Annotated in this window: 16 protein-coding genes; 10 read left to right on the top strand and 6 right to left on the bottom strand. The window is 43.6% G+C overall.

All coding sequences use genetic code 11. The features are described from left to right. Positions 1-159: 159 nt before the first annotated feature. On the top strand, positions 160-519 hold the full coding sequence (locus M1E93_RS01035; protein WP_004923714.1) for a YceK/YidQ family lipoprotein: 360 nt from the start codon (positions 160-162) through the stop codon (positions 517-519). A gap of 263 nt (positions 520-782) precedes the next feature. On the opposite strand, the gene M1E93_RS01030 is transcribed toward M1E93_RS01035, so the two are convergent. Then, entirely contained in the window at positions 783-2,111 is a 1,329-nt protein-coding gene (locus tag M1E93_RS01030; protein ID WP_004923712.1) for a DUF3748 domain-containing protein, read from the bottom strand. Positions 2,112-2,237: 126 nt separating this feature from the next. Between M1E93_RS01030 and M1E93_RS01025 the strand changes: the two genes are divergently transcribed. Next, complete coding sequence (locus tag M1E93_RS01025) at positions 2,238-2,852, top strand: trimeric intracellular cation channel family protein (protein ID WP_004923710.1); 615 nt, start codon at positions 2,238-2,240, stop codon at positions 2,850-2,852. Between the two features lie 20 nt (positions 2,853-2,872). On the opposite strand, the gene ligB is transcribed toward M1E93_RS01025, so the two are convergent. Continuing rightward, on the bottom strand, positions 2,873-4,585 hold the full coding sequence (ligB, locus tag M1E93_RS01020) for an NAD-dependent DNA ligase LigB (protein WP_004923705.1): 1,713 nt from the start codon (positions 4,583-4,585) through the stop codon (positions 2,873-2,875). A gap of 412 nt (positions 4,586-4,997) precedes the next feature. Here ligB and gmk point away from each other — a divergent pair, with 412 nt between their 5' ends. From gmk to M1E93_RS00990, 6 genes are all read left to right on the top strand, one after another. Beyond that, positions 4,998-5,621, top strand: a complete 624-nt coding sequence (gmk, locus tag M1E93_RS01015) for a guanylate kinase (protein ID WP_004923701.1) — start codon at positions 4,998-5,000, stop codon at positions 5,619-5,621. Between the two features lie 57 nt (positions 5,622-5,678). Continuing rightward, the gene (gene rpoZ, locus M1E93_RS01010; RefSeq protein WP_004262665.1) at positions 5,679-5,954 is read left to right on the top strand and encodes a DNA-directed RNA polymerase subunit omega; all 276 of its coding nucleotides are present in this window, start codon (positions 5,679-5,681) and stop codon (positions 5,952-5,954) included. A 19-nt stretch (positions 5,955-5,973) separates the two neighbouring features. Further along, complete coding sequence (spoT, locus tag M1E93_RS01005) at positions 5,974-8,091, top strand: bifunctional GTP diphosphokinase/guanosine-3',5'-bis pyrophosphate 3'-pyrophosphohydrolase (protein ID WP_004923698.1); 2,118 nt, start codon at positions 5,974-5,976, stop codon at positions 8,089-8,091. 2 nt (positions 8,092-8,093) lie between these two features. Next, on the top strand, positions 8,094-8,807 hold the full coding sequence (gene trmH, locus M1E93_RS01000; RefSeq protein WP_040132696.1) for a tRNA (guanosine(18)-2'-O)-methyltransferase TrmH: 714 nt from the start codon (positions 8,094-8,096) through the stop codon (positions 8,805-8,807). A 10-nt stretch (positions 8,808-8,817) separates the two neighbouring features. Beyond that, positions 8,818-10,899, top strand: a complete 2,082-nt coding sequence (recG, locus tag M1E93_RS00995; RefSeq protein WP_004923694.1) for an ATP-dependent DNA helicase RecG — start codon at positions 8,818-8,820, stop codon at positions 10,897-10,899. A gap of 75 nt (positions 10,900-10,974) precedes the next feature. Then, positions 10,975-11,523 carry an NADPH-dependent FMN reductase gene (locus tag M1E93_RS00990; protein WP_004923693.1) on the top strand — a complete coding sequence of 183 codons (549 nt, stop codon included), beginning with the start codon at positions 10,975-10,977 and terminating at the stop codon, positions 11,521-11,523. An 88-nt stretch (positions 11,524-11,611) separates the two neighbouring features. Here the strand turns inward: M1E93_RS00990 and gltS are convergent, their stop codons facing one another. Beyond that, the gene (gene gltS / locus M1E93_RS00985) at positions 11,612-12,826 is read right to left on the bottom strand and encodes a sodium/glutamate symporter (protein WP_169342293.1); all 1,215 of its coding nucleotides are present in this window, start codon (positions 12,824-12,826) and stop codon (positions 11,612-11,614) included. A 235-nt stretch (positions 12,827-13,061) separates the two neighbouring features. On the opposite strand from gltS, the gene M1E93_RS00980 reads away from it, so the two are divergent. Both M1E93_RS00980 and M1E93_RS00975 read left to right on the top strand, forming a co-directional pair. Further along, entirely contained in the window at positions 13,062-14,444 is a 1,383-nt protein-coding gene (locus M1E93_RS00980; protein ID WP_004923685.1) for a uracil-xanthine permease family protein, read from the top strand. Positions 14,445-14,558: 114 nt separating this feature from the next. Further along, the gene (locus M1E93_RS00975; RefSeq protein WP_104873057.1) at positions 14,559-16,328 is read left to right on the top strand and encodes an AsmA family protein; all 1,770 of its coding nucleotides are present in this window, start codon (positions 14,559-14,561) and stop codon (positions 16,326-16,328) included. Between the two features lie 49 nt (positions 16,329-16,377). On the opposite strand, the gene fabY is transcribed toward M1E93_RS00975, so the two are convergent. From fabY to yihX, 3 genes are read right to left on the bottom strand one after another with little or no spacing between them, the layout of a single operon-like run. Beyond that, positions 16,378-17,301: a fatty acid biosynthesis protein FabY gene (gene fabY / locus M1E93_RS00970; protein ID WP_004923676.1), complete on the bottom strand. Its 924-nt coding sequence runs from the start codon at positions 17,299-17,301 to the stop codon at positions 16,378-16,380. 22 nt (positions 17,302-17,323) lie between these two features. Continuing rightward, a complete protein-coding gene (dtd, locus tag M1E93_RS00965; RefSeq protein WP_004923673.1) occupies positions 17,324-17,761 on the bottom strand; it encodes a D-aminoacyl-tRNA deacylase in 438 nt (145 codons plus the stop codon). Positions 17,762-17,821: 60 nt separating this feature from the next. Beyond that, on the bottom strand, positions 17,822-18,436 hold the full coding sequence (gene yihX / locus M1E93_RS00960; RefSeq protein ID WP_004923670.1) for a glucose-1-phosphatase: 615 nt from the start codon (positions 18,434-18,436) through the stop codon (positions 17,822-17,824). Positions 18,437-18,525 lie beyond the last annotated feature (89 nt).

The following is an 18,525-nucleotide window of genomic DNA, read 5'->3' as shown; positions in this document are numbered from 1 at the left end:
ATATTAGTTAATATTGGTAACAAAATAGATCATTTGTTTAGACAGTTATCAATTTTTATAATACAAATTCAACAATTCATATTATGCTGTGATTGTGAATTTTTGATTTTTAGCTATTATTGTCACAGGGAAAGATAATAAATTTAAAACATAGGTTAAATGGACTATATGGCTGGACTATTGCTAAAAAGAATATTGATATGTTTTACACCATTAATACTTTCAGGTTGTTCAAGCATTATGACTCATGCAGGGCCTTCTGACGGTTATTACCCCGGCTCTAAAAACAGTATCGAAATGATTAAAGATAAAGATACTGGCTGGGTTATGCGCCCACTATTAGCGATTGATTTACCCTTTACCGCGGTAATGGACACATTGCTTATTCCCTTAGATTATGTGAAATCTGATAGTAACTCTGAAGAGAGTTCACCTAAAAAGCGTATTGAAGCACTCGATAAACAAGCTAATACCCAAATAAATAACCACCCAGACTCTTTAGAGAGCAATCTAGAATAGCGTATTTGTTACAAGTAACATATTCAGTTAATGAGTATTAATTTTATAATTAATTACTCTTTGTTTTACTCTTTATTTGCATACTTTTTTCAATGTTATTCTAATTAACACGATTTAATAATGATTAAATCACCGAATAAATTACTAAGATATAATTAATTAACACTATAAACACTAGCTAATTAATTATATTTCGAGTATTGAGAAGAGGCACTTTCACCTCTTCTCTCTTACTTTATCTAGGTGGTTACCTAGCATGCGATTTAGCATCCTAAGCCTGTTTCTACAATATGAATTTGCCTATACCCCTTTGTGTCATCACGCATAAAAGCAATCAAACGGTCATCAGGTGAAAACACAACGGCGTCCGCAACGGGAGCGGTTGCACTTCGCACCGTCAATCTTTCTAATTCACCTGAAATCACATTGCAACGCATCACGCTGTTATCACAAATAAAGGCAATATGCTTGCCCTGACTATCCCAACTAAAGGCAGATTGGATAGATGAGGAACACTGTGTAATTTGCTTAAGGCTTCCTGTCGATGTACTGGCTAACCATAACTGAACAACGCCATTATCATCCTTCATTAAGCAGGCAATAAAACGGCCATCGGGCGATGAACGTAACCAGTGCCTTGGTTGTTTCGCCAGCCCTGGATATTGCCGCTCATGGGTAAATGTCAACCTACGTTGTTGAATATTTTTAGGGGGAAAAGGTAGCCGAGAATCCGTGCCTTGCAGCGGGAAATCACCTTGTTGCATAAAGGCATTCTCATCCTCGGGCAGGTCAACGATGAAGATTTCAGGAATAATTTCACCATCAAGCGAGTGAGTATCACCAATAAACGCGATTGCCCTGCTTTGCCACTGCCCATTATCTGATAAATACCCTTTTTGCCCAATCCAACCTTCTTCGTAGGCTCGGCTGATTTGATGACTGCCAAGAATCGGCTCTGGGGTTGTGTGGGAAATAACACAGCAGAAATATTCCCCGCTATACTCACGTTGATGACCTTTCGGCTCCACATTGACTGCTTTGATAGGAACAGCGATAGCAACATTACGTTGATCTAACCGAATATCTCTTTCATGCATAACATGGTCGTTATAAGTAAAACTTAACCACTTACCATCGGGACTAAAGACATGAACATGTGTTCCTCCTCTTAATGCTCCTGCAAGATAAGGTGGAGTAATACACATGGCATCAATTGAATGCGCCTCTCCTAATTTATCATCTCTAACGTATACGCCTCTGCGATGATGAAAATCGTATTGCCACTGCTCATCAGGAAATTCAGGGCCATGAATAAAGGCATAACGAGGTGGGTCTTCAGCACTTACCGTCACAACACCCACATGCGCACCATGATTAGCGCGATAGATTTCACATGGCATCTGACGCTCAATATGAATTTTTTCTATGGTCAACCCAGTAAATGAACTCGGACTAGGGCGAACATCATAAGCTATCCATTGGCTATCCGCTGTCCAAACATTAATATTTGTAAGTTGATGACTTCGCTTATCGTGCGTTATTTGAGTTTCTTTATAAGGTAATTTGCCGTTCAATCTGTTATCCTTTGACATCTCTTAATATGGGCTATCGGATTACTTTAACTAATCTATTTTGTAAGGCACTAGAAAATCTCAGTCGAGAATTTCTATAAGTAATATTACCCTTTAGCAATCACTTTAGTGTCGAATAGAATCATTATGTTATTAAGTGTTCTTTATATTATTGGTATTACCGCTGAGGCCATGACAGGCGCCCTCGCAGCCGGTCGCCGTAAAATGGATGTTTTCGGCGTTATTATTATTGCCTCAGCGACCGCCATTGGCGGAGGCTCTGTGCGCGATGTCTTACTTGGGCACTATCCATTAGGTTGGGTTCAAAACCCCGAATATATCTTGACAGTCGCCGGTGCCGCTATCGTTACTATTTGGATCGCACCAATGATGAAACATTTACGTCGTTTGTTTCTAATTTTAGATGCGATAGGCCTTATTGTATTCTCAATTCTAGGTGCCCAAATAGCCCTTGATATGAATTATAGCCCAGTGATTGCCGCGATTGCTGCTGTAATTACCGGAGTATTTGGCGGTGTCCTTCGTGACATGCTATGTAACACCATCCCCCTCGTTTTCCAAAAAGAAGTTTATGCTGGCGTCTCATTTGCCGCTGCATGGCTGTATATTGGGCTTTTATATACCCCACTACCACAAGACATCGTCGTTATTATTACCCTCGTCGCGGGGCTAAGCGCACGGCTCATCGCCATACGTTATCGCTTAGGGTTACCCATTTTTAACTACGAAAGCCAAGACTAACGATTTAGGCCATCAAGCGGTTAGATTGATGGCCCGTTTCTTATCTCATCAATAACCTGAAATATCTCTTTGATATCCGGTGTTGAAAGCCATTGATTAAGCTTTGTTTTTTGTATGATAGACAAACCTAACCCCTCTAAAAAAAGCGTATTATCTAATAGGCTTAATTCTGTAATTAATGATAAATGTTTATCTTTTAAAGGGATCCCTAAGCCTTTTAGCCAATTCATGAGTGGTTGCTGCCCCACCAACCTAAATTGCTCAATGATTTTCTTGGTTTTTTTAGTATTGGGTAGACTGGTTTGCCAGCTTGGAGATAACCATGTTGTCAGCTTATTCAGATGGTAATGTTCTGCCCATTCACGCCAAGTAGCTTCACTAATTCCTTTTATCTTCAATTGCTTGCCTAGCCAATTTAAACGAGCAACAAACTGCTGCTCACACTGAGGAGTCATTACAAAACAGCTTAAAGCGTGAAACTGCTTAAACTGAGATAAGTCAGGGTAGGTGCGTTGTTGAAGGCGCCAAATTACCGATTCAAGTTTTGGAATACCATGCCCCGCTAGTGCCACTTGAATAGTATCACCAACCAGCAGATCCTTTTTCTGCCATGATTTCAATGAGCCTAAATAGAGCCGACTCACCTTTTTACTATCTAGTTCAACAGGTTCAATTTCCGCCACCACACTCACAGCCCCCGTTCTCCCCACGCGAAAATGGAGGTCAGTCACTTTTGAGGCGATTCGAGTATAAGGATGCTTCCAAGCTACAGACCAACTGTTGTGATTCACTTGCCATGCCGCTACCCGTGGCGTTGGAAATGACTTAAGTACAATACCGTCTGTCGCAAAAGGCATCGGCTGTTGATAGTAATAGGACTGCCATTTTTTCACTTGTGCCATAGTCGTGACTTTATGGCTATATTGCTGAGTAAGTGGAAACCCTAAATTTGCCAGTTGCCGCCATTGCTCTTCGGCTTTCCCCACTCCCTCTGGCCATGCCCAAATAAAGACATCAATATTGGCCTCAGGGGTTACAGGCTTACTTTTGCGCATTAACCACCCTGCAACTTGATTTCTGGCATTAACCCCACCACTGGCTTGTTGCCTATGATCTTTTAGCCGCCAAAATAGCTCTCCTTGTAATATAAGCTGTGGTTGTGATGTCGGTAGTTGCTTGGGGATAGCTGGAATAAAATCCGCTTTATCACGCCATTCAAGCCCCTCAATACCATTTCCACGACTGATCATTGAAACCAATTTCCCTTGCTGATAAACCAACGAAATGGCAACGCCATCAACCTTCGGTTGTAGCCAGACCTCCTCCCGTGTATCTATCCATTTTCCAATATCCACTTCATTTAATTTTTTTAAGCCCGTATGCACAATAGGATGCTTGACTGTGCGCGAATGAGGTGGCAAATGGATAGGCGGTAATTGCCCAGACAAATTTTGGCACTTTTGCCATTGTTGCCATGTATTCAGCAGTTGATCATATGTTTCATCTGTTACGGGGCTATTCCCCGATAAACGGTATAGACGGTTCCATTGCTGCAATTGCTCACCCAATTTTTGGCTCTCTTTTTTTAACTCATCCTGACTCAATGTTGAGCATTGGTGGGGATAAAAAAGCCGTGTTGCATCGGCTGACACATAGCTACAGTAAAAACTCAGTACCACAAAGACGTATTGAGCAGCCTGCCCTCTTTTTTCCTGAACAAATCCCTTTTGCATAAGCTGTCCTTATTCCTTTAGTTATCCCTTCAGATTGCACATCGATCCTGACGCGATAATCCAAAACTATCAGCTTAATTTCGATACTTCTGCAAAACATTTCGCAAAAAGAGTGTACTTTGCATCAATAAAAAAATATTTTCTGGAACGGCTTCGCAATTCATCTATTTCTTAAATAAATTGCGCTGTATACTCTAGATAATTTGAGATGCAATAAGAAATGAATCGCTATCAGCGCACTGCCGTTTGCCGTTCGCGTTAATGAATATCATCAAGAATATGGCAGCTTAAAGAGAAACAAGCATGCTTCATGCTTGATTGATAACGCTGCATGTTGGTGTAAGTCCGTGTATACTATGTGGGGTTTATCATTATCATTTATGTTTAACCCTCGATTATTCAAGAAACCATCATGATACAAGGCACATTATATATTGTTTCTGCGCCAAGCGGTGCAGGTAAGTCCAGCCTGATCCAGGCGTTGTTGAAAACACAACCGTTGTATGACACTCAAGTTTCAGTCTCTCATACAACAAGAGCTGCACGCCCCGGTGAAGTTCATGGTGAGCACTATTTCTTTGTATCCGAAACTGAATTTTTGGCAATGGTCGAAAATAATGAGTTCTTAGAGCATGCCTGTGTCTTTGGCAACTACTATGGTACTTCACGGCCGATCATTGAAGAAGTCCTCAAAAGTGGGGTTGATGTTTTTCTCGATATTGACTGGCAAGGTGCGCAACAGATTCGTGCCGCCATGCCAGAAGCACGTAGTATCTTTATACTACCGCCATCAAAAGATGAGCTTTATCGCCGTTTGCGAGGTCGTGGCCAAGACAGCGATGAGGTCATTGAGAAACGCATGTCACAAGCTGTTGGCGAAATTGAACATTACAATGAGTACGACTATCTCATTGTAAATGATGATTTCAATACCGCATTGAGCGATTTGCAATCGATTATTCGCAGCGAACGCTTAAGATTGGAGCGCCAAGTCCAGCGACATGATGCTTTAATCAGCAAATTACTGGCAGACTGAGCATAGTTTCAGTATCATATCAGGTCATTTTTTTATTTCTTTTGGAGTAGCACATTTATGGCACGCGTAACGGTTCAAGACGCTGTAGAAAAAATTGGTAACCGCTTTGACCTTGTACTGGTCGCGGCTCGTCGAGCTCGTCAGTTGCAAACTGGCGGTAAAGATCCTTTAGTTCCTGAAGAAAACGATAAATATACAGTTATCGCACTACGTGAAGTAGAAGAAGGTTTAATTAACGGTCACATACTGGATGTACGTGAACGTCAAGAACAGCAGGAGCAAGAAGCGGCTGAAATGCAAGCAGTTTCTGCTATCGCTGAAGGTCGTCGCTAATTACTAAGGTGGGTCTGCCTTGTATCTGTTTGAGAGCCTAAATCAAGTAATTCAGAAGTATCTTCCCGAAGAACAGATTGAATTACTGAAAAAAGCCTATGTTGTCGCACGGGATGCCCATGAAGGACAAACCCGTTCAAGTGGTGAGCCTTATATTACTCATCCCGTTGCTGTGGCCTGTATTCTTGCCCAAATGCGTTTGGATCATGAAACATTAATGGCAGCGCTACTTCATGATGTCATTGAAGATACTCCAGCGACATTTCAGGATATAGAAGAGCTATTTGGCACCATAGTTGCGGGGCTTGTTGAAGGTGTGTCTAAATTAGATAAACTCAACTTCCGCGACAAAAAAGAAGCTCAAGCAGAAAACTTCCGCAAAATGATCATGGCGATGGTTAAAGACATTCGCGTCATTTTGATAAAACTGGCAGACCGCACTCATAACATGCGCACGCTTGGGTCGCTTAGGCCTGATAAGCGTCGGCGCATTGCAAGAGAAACGCTGGAAATCTACAGCCCTCTTGCGCACCGGTTAGGTATTCACCATATCAAAACTGAGCTAGAAGAGCTCGGCTTTGAGGCGTTATATCCAAACCGTTATCGCGTTATTAAAGAAGTGGTCAAAGCCGCCCGTGGCAACCGTAAAGAGATGATCCAAAAAATCCTCTCTGAAATTGATGGTCGCCTTACTGAAGCGGGTATTCCCTGCCTAGTCAGTGGCCGAGAAAAACATCTTTACTCTATTTATCGTAAAATGCACCTTAAAGAGCAGCGTTTCCATTCCATTATGGATATTTATGCGTTTAGGGTGATCGTAAAAGATGTTGATACCTGCTACCGCGTCCTCGGGCAGATGCATAACCTCTACAAACCACGCCCCGGTCGTATTAAAGACTATATTGCCATCCCCAAAGCCAATGGTTACCAATCACTGCACACGTCATTAATCGGCCCACATGGTGTTCCCGTTGAAGTGCAAATTCGCACTGAAGACATGGATCAAATGGCTGAAATGGGGGTTGCAGCCCATTGGGCATATAAAGAGCAAGGCGAACAAGGCACTACCGCTCAAGTTCGTGCTCAACGCTGGATGCAAAGTTTACTTGAACTACAACAAAGTGCGGGAAGCTCTTTTGAATTTATCGAGAGTGTTAAGTCTGACCTCTTTCCTGATGAAATTTATGTGTTCACACCGGAAGGCCGTATTGTTGAGTTACCGACAGGCGCAACCCCAGTCGATTTCGCCTATGCCGTCCACACGGATATCGGTCATGCTTGCGTAGGTGCTCGGGTTGATCGCCAACCTTACCCACTTTCTCAGGCACTCACCAGTGGTCAAACGGTTGAAATTATCACTGCCCCTGGTGCAAGGCCGAATGCAGCTTGGCTCAATTTTGTTGTCAGCTCAAAAGCGCGAGCGAAAATCCGCCAATTATTAAAGAACCTTAAACGAGAAGATTCCATCAATTTGGGCCGTCGCCTATTGAATCATGCGCTCGGGGCGGGTTGTAAACTCAACGATGTGCCACAAGCGAATATCGATCTTGAATTAGCACGCATGAAGCTCAATTCAATTGATGACTTACTTGCTGAAATTGGTTTGGGTAATGCGATGAGCGTTGTTGTGGCGCGTAATTTACAAAGTAATCCACAGACTGCACCTGAAGATGAGCCTGTCGTGACGACACGCAATAAGCTCTCCATAAAAGGGGCTGATGGCGTTCTTATTACCTTTGCGAAATGTTGTCGCCCTATCCCAGGCGACCCCATTGTGGCTCATATCAGCCCCGGTAAAGGGCTTGTTATTCACCACGAGTCTTGCCGTAACATCCGTGGCTATCAAAAAGAGCCTGACAAATTTATGGCTGTAGAGTGGGATAATGATACCGATACCGATTTTATTGCTGAAATCAAAGTCGATATGATTAACCATCAAGGGGCCCTTGCCAATTTAACAGCTGCCATTAATGATGCTAACTCAAGCATTCAGAGCATGAATACCGAAGAAAAAGATGGGCGAGTTTATTGTGCCTTTATCCGCCTAACGACGAAAAATCGCGTTCAATTAGCCAACGTGATGCGTAAGATCCGGATCATGCCTGATGTGTTACGTGTTAGCCGGAACCGTAATTAACGATGAATGAACGCCGCTATCGCCGCATTTGCCAAATGATGGCGATGCGGCAACCCGATCTCACCATATGCCTTGAAGAAGTTCACAAACCCCACAACGTTTCAGCGATCGTACGTAGTGCAGATGCCGTTGGTATCCATACCATTCATGCTATTTGGCCTGACCAACAAGTTAAACTCTCTGTCTCTTCTGCTGCGGGCAGTAACAGTTGGGTCAATGTGATTTCACACCCATCAACAGAGGCTGCTATTAGCCAATTAAAATCACAAAACATGCAAGTGCTTGTCACCCATTTGTCTGAACAAGCCGTCGATTTTCGTGAAATTGATTATACTCAGCCGACCTGTATTATGGTGGGACAAGAGAAAAAAGGGATATCAGCAAAGGCGCTTGAGCTTGCTGATAAGCACATTATCATTCCAATGGTAGGGATGGTGCAGTCTCTGAATGTTTCTGTGGCTTCCGCCTTGATCCTCTATGAAGCACAACGCCAACGGCAGCTTGCGGGAATGTATTCTCGAGAAACCAGCCTTCTTTCTGAGCAAGAGCAGCAGCAGTGGCTATTTGAAGGTGGCTATCCCGTCCTTGCAGAGGTTGCCAAACGTAAAGGCCTACCTCGCCCCTATATTAATGCACAAGGGCAAATAGAGGCTGAAGAGTCTTGGTGGGCACAGATGCAGTTAACCGAAAAAATGAAAAAACGACAGTTAGGTTAAGGAAGGAATAATGAACAGTGGGCTGCTTGATACCATTTCACTGACGACTCTACACGGCGTAGGGGCTAGCCAATCGGAAAAATTAAGCAAGATAGGCCTAAATACCGTTCAAGATTTATTGCTGCATCTTCCACTTCGTTATGAAGATCATACTCGCCTTTACCAAATCCGCGATCTTTTACCGGGCACAACCGCGACTATCGTTGGTGAAGTGCTCCAAACAAAAGTGGTGTTTGGTCGTAAGCGAATGATGACCTGCTTAATTACCGATGGTACAGGGAATTTAACATTACGTTTTTTCAATTTTTCTGCTGCCATGAAAAATAGCTTAGCAGAAGGCCGCCATGTTATTGCATATGGTGAAGTCCGTCGTGGCAATACTGGGCCTGAAATTATTCATCCTGAATATAAAGTATCCCAAGATACCTCAAATATCTCACTGCAAGAAAACCTAACGCCCGTTTACCCTACAACCGAAGGGGTAAGACAAGCAACACTGAGAAAGTTAATTGAACAGGCTTTGAAGCTGTTAGAAGGGGGGCAGATCAAAGAGTTGCTACCGGAAGAGCTTAGTCGTGGCTTAATCAGCCTCCCAGACGCGATCCGCCTTTTGCATACTCCACCCCCTGATGTGGCATTAAGTGAGCTTGAGAAAGGGCAGCACCCGGCTCAAAAACGTTTGATATTAGAAGAATTGCTCGCACACCATTTAAGCATGTTAGCCATTCGAGCCGGTCACCAACGCCTCTATGCTCAACCAATGGTGATCACAGGTCAATTAAAGAGCCAATTTTTGGCAAGCCTACCGTTTACCCCAACCCATGCACAAATACGGGTTGTCGGCGAGATAGAGCAAGATCTGATTAAAGATGCACCGATGATGCGCTTAATTCAAGGTGATGTTGGCTCAGGAAAAACTCTGGTCGCGGCTCTCGCTGCATTATCTGCCATTGAAAATGGCAAACAAGTGGCTTTAATGGCTCCCACCGAGATTTTGGCTGAGCAACATGCCAATAACTTCAAATTATGGTTTGAGCCTTTAGGCATCAATGTGGGCTGGCTTGCAGGGAAACAAAAAGGTAAAGCGCGCGAGCAGCAACAAGAGGCTATCGCCAAGGGTGAAGTGAGTATGGTTGTTGGTACACATGCCCTGTTCCAAGAGCATGTGACGTTTAAAGCTCTTGGACTGGTCATTATTGACGAGCAGCACCGATTCGGTGTTCACCAGCGCCTCGCTCTACGTGAAAAAGGTGAACAACAAGGTTTTCATCCTCACCAACTTATCATGACCGCAACGCCTATCCCTCGCACACTGGCGATGACCGCTTATGCCGATATGGATACCTCTATCATTGATGAGCTGCCTCCTGGACGAACTCCGGTAACGACAGTCGCCATTCCAGATACACGGCGTAAAGATATTATTGAACGTGTCAGGCAAGCTTGTATTGATGAAGGACGCCAAGCCTATTGGGTATGTACTTTGATTGATGACTCCGATGTATTAGAAGCACAAGCGGCACAAGCGACGAGTGATGAATTAGCATTAGCGCTACCTGAATTGAAAGTGGGATTAGTACATGGACGCATGAAACCGGCTGAAAAGCAAAGCATTATGGCGGCATTTAAAAATAATGAGATTCAGCTACTAGTTGCAACTACCGTTATCGAAGTGGGTGTTGATGTTCCAAATGCGAGCTTAATGATCATTGATAACCCTGAACGGCTTGGCCTAGCCCAATTGCACCAATTAAGAGGACGTGTTGGTCGCGGCGCAGTCGCTTCCCACTGTGTGCTTCTCTATAAAACACCGTTGACCCATACGGCAAAACAGCGGTTACAAGTACTGCGTGATAGCAATGATGGTTTTGTTATTGCTCAAAAAGATCTGGAAATTAGAGGCCCCGGGGAGTTATTAGGTACTCGGCAAACGGGGAATGTCGATTTTAAAGTCGCCGATTTGTTACGTGACCAATATATGCTGCCTGAAGTACAACGTATCGCGCGCCATATTCAGCAGAACTATCCTGAAAATGCCAAATTAATTATTGAAAGATGGCTACCTGAACGCGAGCAATACAGCCAAGCTTAATTCAATCATAACTCGATAAATACCTTAATATTTATTGTAAAAATTAAAAGTCATAGCAACAAGGGATAGTGGAACATGAAGATACAAATCTTAATTGGTAGTGTTCGACAAACACGAATAGGACCTCAGATAGCACGCTGGGTTAAGGATGTCGCCGAGAAAAAATACCCTACTGAAATCCTTGATCTCAGAGATTGGCATTTACCAATGGATGATGAGCCCTATCTCCCCGCCGAAGGAATATATACCCAAGAGCATACCATTGCTTGGAGCAAAAAAATCGCTGAAGCCGATGCTTATATTTTTGTTTTCCCACAATATAACTGGGGCTATCCCGCTGCACTAAAAAATGCGATAGACCATTTGTATAAAGAGTGGAACAACAAACCTGCCTTAATGGTCAGTTATGCCAATCGAGGTGGAGGAAAAGCTGCGGAGCAGTTGCAACAAGTGTTGCAAGGCATTCATATGCGTACTACAGAATCTCATTTAGAAATTAAACTCTCTGAAGTTAATTTCTCACCTTCCAACAGTGATGCCTCTTACCCTGAAACACTTTGCCACTATGAAAATGCGCTAATTTCAGCGCTAAATCAGCTGAGCCTGTTGCACACATCACGCTAATTGCATCATTTTGTACCCTATAAACGAAAATTGCCGTGAATAAATTCACGGCAATACCTGCTATTTACCTTTATATATTTTTTATCTGTTATCCAGCCACTGATGGGAATACGGGTAACATTAGATATAGTTTGATCACAATCGCGTTAACGATATCAATAAAGAATGCGCCAACCATTGGAACAACTAAGAATGCAAGATGTGATGGACCAAATTTGTCCGTGACCGCTTGCATGTTCGCGATTGCTGTTGGCGTTGCACCTAGGCCGAAACCACAGTGCCCTGCCGCCAATATCGCCGCATCATAGTTTTTACCCATCACGCGGAAGGTAACGAAAATAGCATAACCCGCCATCACACAGGCTTGGACTGCCAAAATAATCAGCATAGGAATCGCTAAAGATGCCAGTTCCCACAACTTCAGGCTCATCAGAGCCATCGCAAGGAATAGGGAAAGGCTAACGTTACCAACAACAGAAACCGCGCGGTCAAACACGCGATAAAAGCCCGCTAAAGATAGGCTATTACTTAAGATAACCCCAACAAATAACACACAAACGAATTTAGGAAGTGCAAAGGCAGTATCTGCCAGTAAGCCAGCAATAAAACTCCCCGCCATCAAACAAATCGCAATTAATGCAATAGTTTCAATCAACACCATAGAGGTGATCATTCGGCCTGATTGCGGCTTCTCAAATGCTGTTGGTACATCTTTATCATCTTCAGCAGTGCTTGGCGTTGGAATATTACGGATTAAGAAACGTGCAACTGGCCCACCAATGAGCCCGCCAAGCACAAGACCGAATGTTGCACATGCCATCGCAACTTCAGTCGCACTCTGGAAACCATAGCTATCTGTAAAGATTTTACCCCAAGCAGCCCCTGTACCATGACCACCAGATAAAGTGATAGAGCCAGCAAGCAGCCCCATTAGCGGGTCAAGGCCAAGTAATTCGGCTAAGGCAATACCAACCGTATTTTGTACTAATAGTAAACCTACAACGACAAAAATGAAAATAAACAGTGCTCTACCACCAGCTTTCAAGCTGGCTAAGTTTGCGTTTAAACCAATCGTGGCAAAGAATGCCAACATCATAGGTTCTTGTAATGAAAGGTCGAAAGACAAGCTCCAATCAAATACTTGCTTGATCACCAATAAGCTAAAAGCGACCAGCAACCCGCCTGCAACAGGCTCCGGGATAGTATATTTTTCGAGGAAAGGAACTGATTTTACAAGCTTACGTCCGAGCAATAGCACAAGGGTAGCAGCCACAAGCGTACCGTAGACATCGAGATGATACATTTATGTACCTCGTCTGTTGTTAATATTATTTAAAACTAGTAAGACGTTAATTTCTTCCTTAAAACGCCAAAAGCAGGTTCCTGAATTAGAAAAAAAATCGGAGATAAACACAAGTTAAAACATATAAAAATGTGACATTCCTTATCTAACTATAAAGAAATATTTTTCGCGCAAACGATTGCTTTTTTATGTGGTCGCTTTACAATGCGTTTTTTGTTGGCAGAGAAATACCAAAATGACCACCGAAGCATCTCAAAGACAGGCCGTTGAAGTCGAGCCAAAAAGTGAACTCATTTACCGTTTAGAAGATAGGCCACCACTCCCTCAGGCGTTGTTTGCTGCGGGTCAGCACCTTCTCGCCATGTTTGTGGCCGTCATTACCCCCGCAATGCTTATTTGCCAGTCATTAGGGCTACCCGCCCATGATACACAGCGCATTATCAGTATGTCACTGTTTGCTTCGGGTATTGCTTCCTTAATTCAGATCCGTGCTTGGGGGCCTGTTGGCTCCGGGCTATTATCTATCCAAGGCACCAGTTTTAACTTTGTTGCACCTTTAATTATGGGGGGTGTTGCACTCAAACAAGGTGGCGCTGATATCCCCTCAATGATGGCGGCACTGTTTGGCACACTGTTGGTCGCAGCACTCACTGAAGTTGTTTTATCGCGTTTTCTGCATTTAGCTCGTCGAGTGATTACCCCATTAGTATCTGGCGTGGTAGTCATGATCATTGGGCTGTCACTGATCCAAGTCGGTCTGACTTCTATTGGTGGCGGGCACAGCGCAATAACTGATAATACCTTTGGCTCCCCCGATTATTTGCTACTGGCAGGTATTGTGTTGGCTGTCATTATTTTACTCAATCGCCAAAAAAACCCTTACTTACGCGTCGCCTCTTTGGTGATAGCTATGGCAATCGGCTATCTTGCGGCTTGGTGGATGGATATGCTTCCCACAACTCAAGACACCGATAGCACACAATCCGTGATCACCATACCTGAACCTTTCTATTATGGATTATCCTTTGATTGGAACTTGCTGATCCCACTCATGCTCATTTTTATGGTGACCTCTTTAGAGACAATTGGCGATATCACCGCGACCTCCGATGTCTCCGAGCAACCTGTGCGCGGCCCCATTTATATGAAGCGAATTAAAGGCGGAGTGTTAGCAAATGGTTTGAACTCCATGGTATCTGCTGTATTTAACACCTTCCCTAACTCCTGCTTTGGCCAAAATAATGGCGTGATCCAGCTTACTGGCGTGGCAAGCCGCTACGTGGGTTATATCGTTGCTTTAATGTTGATCCTATTAGGGGTATTTCCTGCTGTCGCCGGCTTTGTTCAACAAATTCCTGAGCCTGTTTTAGGCGGTGCCACCATTGTGATGTTTGGTACGATTGCAGCTTCTGGTGTGCGTATTGTTTCCCGTGAACCCCTCAACCGCCGTGCAATTATGATTATCGCCTTATCGCTTGCGGTCGGTATGGGGGTTTCACAACAGCCACTTATTTTACAATTTGCCCCTGATTGGCTGAAAACACTCTTTTCATCCGGTATTGCCGCAGGGGGTTTAACCGCAATTGTTCTGAATTTAATTTTCCCTCACGAAAAGTAACCTGTCATTTACCGCCAGAGTTGAATACACTGGCGGTTATTCTGTATTCTATCTTGATAATTTATCCATCAGCGCATTTACCCATCAGTCCAATTATGGAGGGGCAGATAAACCATGAGGTGGTTAACCAAGCTCATCATAGCGCTTCTGCTACTGTTCTTACTCGCCGTGATATTCACCTATGCAGGGTTGCAAACACGCTGGGGTGCATCCTACGCTAGCCATTTTTTAAGTAAATTCACCGATTTTGATATTGATGTTGGTATCATGGGGCATGAGTTTTCGAATGCGGGTGAATTTGTTTTCCAAGACGTAAAAATCGCTTCGCGTAATCAAGACATGACACTGGATGCGAAACAAATTGTTGTCGATGTTAATTGGCGGAATCTGTTTAGCGGTACCGCAATTCGTCGCTTCGTGATCACGCAAGGTAATTTAGCCGCGACGACCTCAGAAACGTCAACGCCAATTCCATTGAGTGCAAATATCCTCCAGTTTGAAAATAGCAATATCCAGCTAAACCAAGCAGAAAATCGCCTTCAAGTTTCTGGGTTCACAGGTGGCATCACACCATGGCAGCCAACCACAAACCATCCGTTTGGTTATGGTGATTTCCGCTTCACCACTAAACAGTTAGATATCAATGAATTGCCCTTAAAAAATGTTGCAATCACAGGGAAGCTTCAAGAGAATTTCACTGAATTTACCGATGCCAGCGGCTATCTTAATAATGGCTACATCACAGGCTCAGGAAAAGCATTAGCAGACGGTTCTATCACCATTAATTCTTTAGCGATGGATAAAGTTGGCTGGCAAAATAGCATTCCCTTTGACTCATTGCGTGAAGCAATCGAGAGCCAACGCACTATCTCATTAAAAAATGTTGCGCTAACTAATGTTGATCTCCAAGGTAAAGACTGGGCAATCTCAGGGCTTAATACTGAAATTGACCATATCAACTGGGTGAGGGGAAGTTGGAGCAGTCCTAAGAGCCATATTAACTTTACTGTTAATCAATTGGTTATCAAGGATCAACAGGTCGATACCCTGATTGGTGATCTCAATATTCAGGGCGATAACCTCAACATTGAAAAGCTTTCAGGTTATTACTATAAAGGGGTATTTAGCCTTAATGGTGTGTGGCAACGTAACGACCAAACCCTTACCCTCAATGACGCAAAACTAGCCGGTATTTTATACACTCTGCCTGAAAATTGGTTGCAATTTTTCAGTCAACCTTCTCCTAATTGGCTATCAGGGCTGACTATCAAACAGTTTACCCTATCTCAATCATTGCTTATGAATATCGACTCTCGTTTCCCATTCGAATTGACTGCGCTCAGTGGCAACGTAGAAAATGTGAGTCTTATTAAGCAAAAACAGTGGGGAATTTGGAGTGGTAAAGCCTCATTCAATGCAGATAGCGGAACGGTTAATCAAGTTATGATACGCCGGCCTTATATGGATTTACGCCAAAGTGGGCAAGCCTCTGCTGCGGCTTCATTAACTGCCAGCACTGATAAAGGAGTTGTGAAGGTAGGTCTATTGGTGAAGCAGTCACCTAAAAAAGTGCCATTTTTACTGCGAGCTTCAGGTACGAATGTCGACCTTTCCGTCCTAAATCAATGGGGCTGGCAAGGCTTTCCACCTCAAGTCATTGGCGATTTTGATACATCACTACAAGGGGATTTATTAGCGCCATCCTTAGCAAAAAGCGTAAATGGTGAATTAGTCGCTACTCCACTGCAAGGGAAGCAAATGTATCGGACTGTGGTGAACGGTGTTGTTACCTCTTCTGTTGAGAGTGATGCGCCCCCTACCGAGTCACAACCTGTGGGCTCTCTACCAACGAACGATCAGCTCCCAGCGCTACTTACGCAATAATAGAAAGGCAGGCCAATCATCTCATTGGCCTGCCTCTCAATCGCTATCATCAAGATGATTTTATGGTCTTTTCCACCGGTAAAACCATATAGACACCGCTAAATACTGCTCCAACCTCACTGTTCGCGCCACTGACGGCTACCTCAAGTTTCACTCTCGCTTTACTTCCTCTTGCGAGACGGTCAAGGTCGCCACTCATATGTGACATATCGGCAACGGCTGTTGGCCTGCCACTAACAGGCTTGCTATAACGAATGCTGGCATCCACTAAGACAATATCACCACCGAGTTGGTGCTCTTGCATGAGTAGCCAAATCAAACCCCATCCCGTTAATGTTGCCAGTGAAAATTGGCTACCTGCAAAAATTGTTTCATGGGGGTTTTGGTTACCCGCTTCAGGCATCGTGGTAATAAATTTTTTCCCTGTATATTGTTCAATACGAACACCCATTTTTTCACTTAACGGGATATATTTATACCACGCTTGTTGCAGTTCGCCACACCAATCGGGTCGATGGAGGATTTGATCGAGGGTTTCAATCGGTTTAATCATTAAATAGTGGCGAACGGGTGTTTTCAGTTCACCAGCGATAAGGCCACGACTTTCAAAGCCGATCTTACTAAAGAAAGGAACGGCCTCTTCCCGAACACTCGATACAATGCGTTTTACACTTTCTTGTCGCGCAATGGACTCTAGGGCCATCAAGATGAGTTTACCTAAACCTTTACCTTGCATCACAGGATTAACAGCAAGAAAGCGGATCGCGCCTTCATTATCGGCATTAATATAAAGCCGCCCGATCGCTAAAATACGGTTTTTATCATCAACGACCATTTGATGATAAGCAGTAAGATCATAACCATCTTTCTCAGAACCAAGAGGCTGATTAAAGGGTTTACGTAACATCTCCCAGCGGAACTGGTAATAAGCATCAAACTCAGCGTCATCTTTAGGTGCACGCAGATGGTACATAGTCTCCCCCTAAATAGTTGAATCAGACTTGCAACCAGAAAGTCACAGGACCGTCGTTGGTCAGGCTGACTTGCATATCCGCGGCAAATTGCCCTGTTTCAGTGATCACACCTTGTTGGCGACTCTGTTCAACAAAATATTCATATAGCTGTTCAGCGCGTGCAGGCTCTGCTCCCCCTGAAAAGCTGGGTCTCATCCCTTTTTTCGTATCTGCTGCCAATGTAAATTGCGAGACAACTAACAAATGACCGCCAGCTTGTTGAACATTCAGGTTCATTTTTCCCTGTTCATCACTAAAAATTCGATAACCAAGTACTTTCTCACACAGCCGTTTTGCTTTTTGTTCGTCATCATCTTTTTCAACGCCGAGTAAAACAAGTAACCCAGAACCGATTTGACCAACAACTTGCTCATTCACAACGACTGCTGCATGAGCGACTCTCTGTATTAATGCAATCATGGTAACTCTATAAAAATATGGAGTAACGGTTTAGGTTACTCCACGGTGATAACTCATTAATTATTCGACTTCAGCGTTGAAGTCATAAGTACGAAAATATTCAGGTACAGTGTCTTTGTTAACGACATGAACACCTTTGATACCTAGCGCTTCGGCAGCCTTAATATTGTCCTCAACATCATCAAAGAATATGGCATCTGCCGCGTCAAACTCTTCAGATTCCAGAACATATTGGTAAATGGCTGGATCAGGTTTGCGCATCCCCAAGTCTTGAGAGAGGTAGAGGAAATCAGAGGAGGCTGCAATTTCAGGGTAATGTTCAGGCCAGTAATCAAGGTGTAGGCGGTTGGTGTTAGATAAAACAACAACACGATGCCCTTGCTCACGTAGGCGCTCCATTATATCAATAACTTCTGGGCGCACCGACATAAAGATAGCGTGCCAGCCTTCCGCAAACTCTTCAAAACTGAGTGTAATGCCGAGTTCTTCGCATAGCATTTCAGCAAATTCAATATCTGAAATTTTGCCACACTCATGTTGTTGGAAGATATTCCCAAAAGTAAACCGTGATTTGATCTGCTCAGAAGGCGTACCGCTCAGCTCTGACCATTTATCAAAAACACGATTAAAGTCGATATCAATAATCACATTACCCATATCGAAGATATACAGCATACCGTTTCCTCGTTGTTATTAACTAAATTCACTTTAATCATAATTCATACAACTGAACAGCCCTAATTGCAGATTATTTGTTGTTTTTT

The organism is Providencia sp. PROV272 (assembly GCF_049901975.1).
Lineage (GTDB): Bacteria > Pseudomonadota > Gammaproteobacteria > Enterobacterales > Enterobacteriaceae > Providencia > Providencia stuartii.
Note: the sequence above shows the minus strand (reverse complement) of the source record. Positions and strands in the feature narration are given on the sequence as shown.

Excerpts from the sequence above, each read along its gene's own strand:
- M1E93_RS01035 (WP_004923714.1), top strand. The coding sequence starts at position 160 with ATGGACTATATGGCTGGACTATTGCTAAAAAGAATATTGATATGTTTT.
- M1E93_RS01030 (WP_004923712.1), bottom strand. The coding sequence starts at position 2,111 with ATGTCAAAGGATAACAGATTGAACGGCAAATTACCTTATAAAGAAACT.
- M1E93_RS01025 (WP_004923710.1), top strand. The coding sequence starts at position 2,238 with ATGTTATTAAGTGTTCTTTATATTATTGGTATTACCGCTGAGGCCATG.
- ligB (WP_004923705.1), bottom strand. The coding sequence starts at position 4,585 with ATGCAAAAGGGATTTGTTCAGGAAAAAAGAGGGCAGGCTGCTCAATAC.
- gmk (WP_004923701.1), top strand. The coding sequence starts at position 4,998 with ATGATACAAGGCACATTATATATTGTTTCTGCGCCAAGCGGTGCAGGT.
- rpoZ (WP_004262665.1), top strand. The coding sequence starts at position 5,679 with ATGGCACGCGTAACGGTTCAAGACGCTGTAGAAAAAATTGGTAACCGC.
- trmH (WP_040132696.1), top strand. The coding sequence starts at position 8,094 with ATGAATGAACGCCGCTATCGCCGCATTTGCCAAATGATGGCGATGCGG.
- recG (WP_004923694.1), top strand. The coding sequence starts at position 8,818 with ATGAACAGTGGGCTGCTTGATACCATTTCACTGACGACTCTACACGGC.
- M1E93_RS00990 (WP_004923693.1), top strand. The coding sequence starts at position 10,975 with ATGAAGATACAAATCTTAATTGGTAGTGTTCGACAAACACGAATAGGA.
- gltS (WP_169342293.1), bottom strand. The coding sequence starts at position 12,826 with ATGTATCATCTCGATGTCTACGGTACGCTTGTGGCTGCTACCCTTGTG.
- M1E93_RS00980 (WP_004923685.1), top strand. The coding sequence starts at position 13,062 with ATGACCACCGAAGCATCTCAAAGACAGGCCGTTGAAGTCGAGCCAAAA.
- M1E93_RS00975 (WP_104873057.1), top strand. The coding sequence starts at position 14,559 with ATGAGGTGGTTAACCAAGCTCATCATAGCGCTTCTGCTACTGTTCTTA.
- fabY (WP_004923676.1), bottom strand. The coding sequence starts at position 17,301 with ATGTACCATCTGCGTGCACCTAAAGATGACGCTGAGTTTGATGCTTAT.
- dtd (WP_004923673.1), bottom strand. The coding sequence starts at position 17,761 with ATGATTGCATTAATACAGAGAGTCGCTCATGCAGCAGTCGTTGTGAAT.
- yihX (WP_004923670.1), bottom strand. The coding sequence starts at position 18,436 with ATGCTGTATATCTTCGATATGGGTAATGTGATTATTGATATCGACTTT.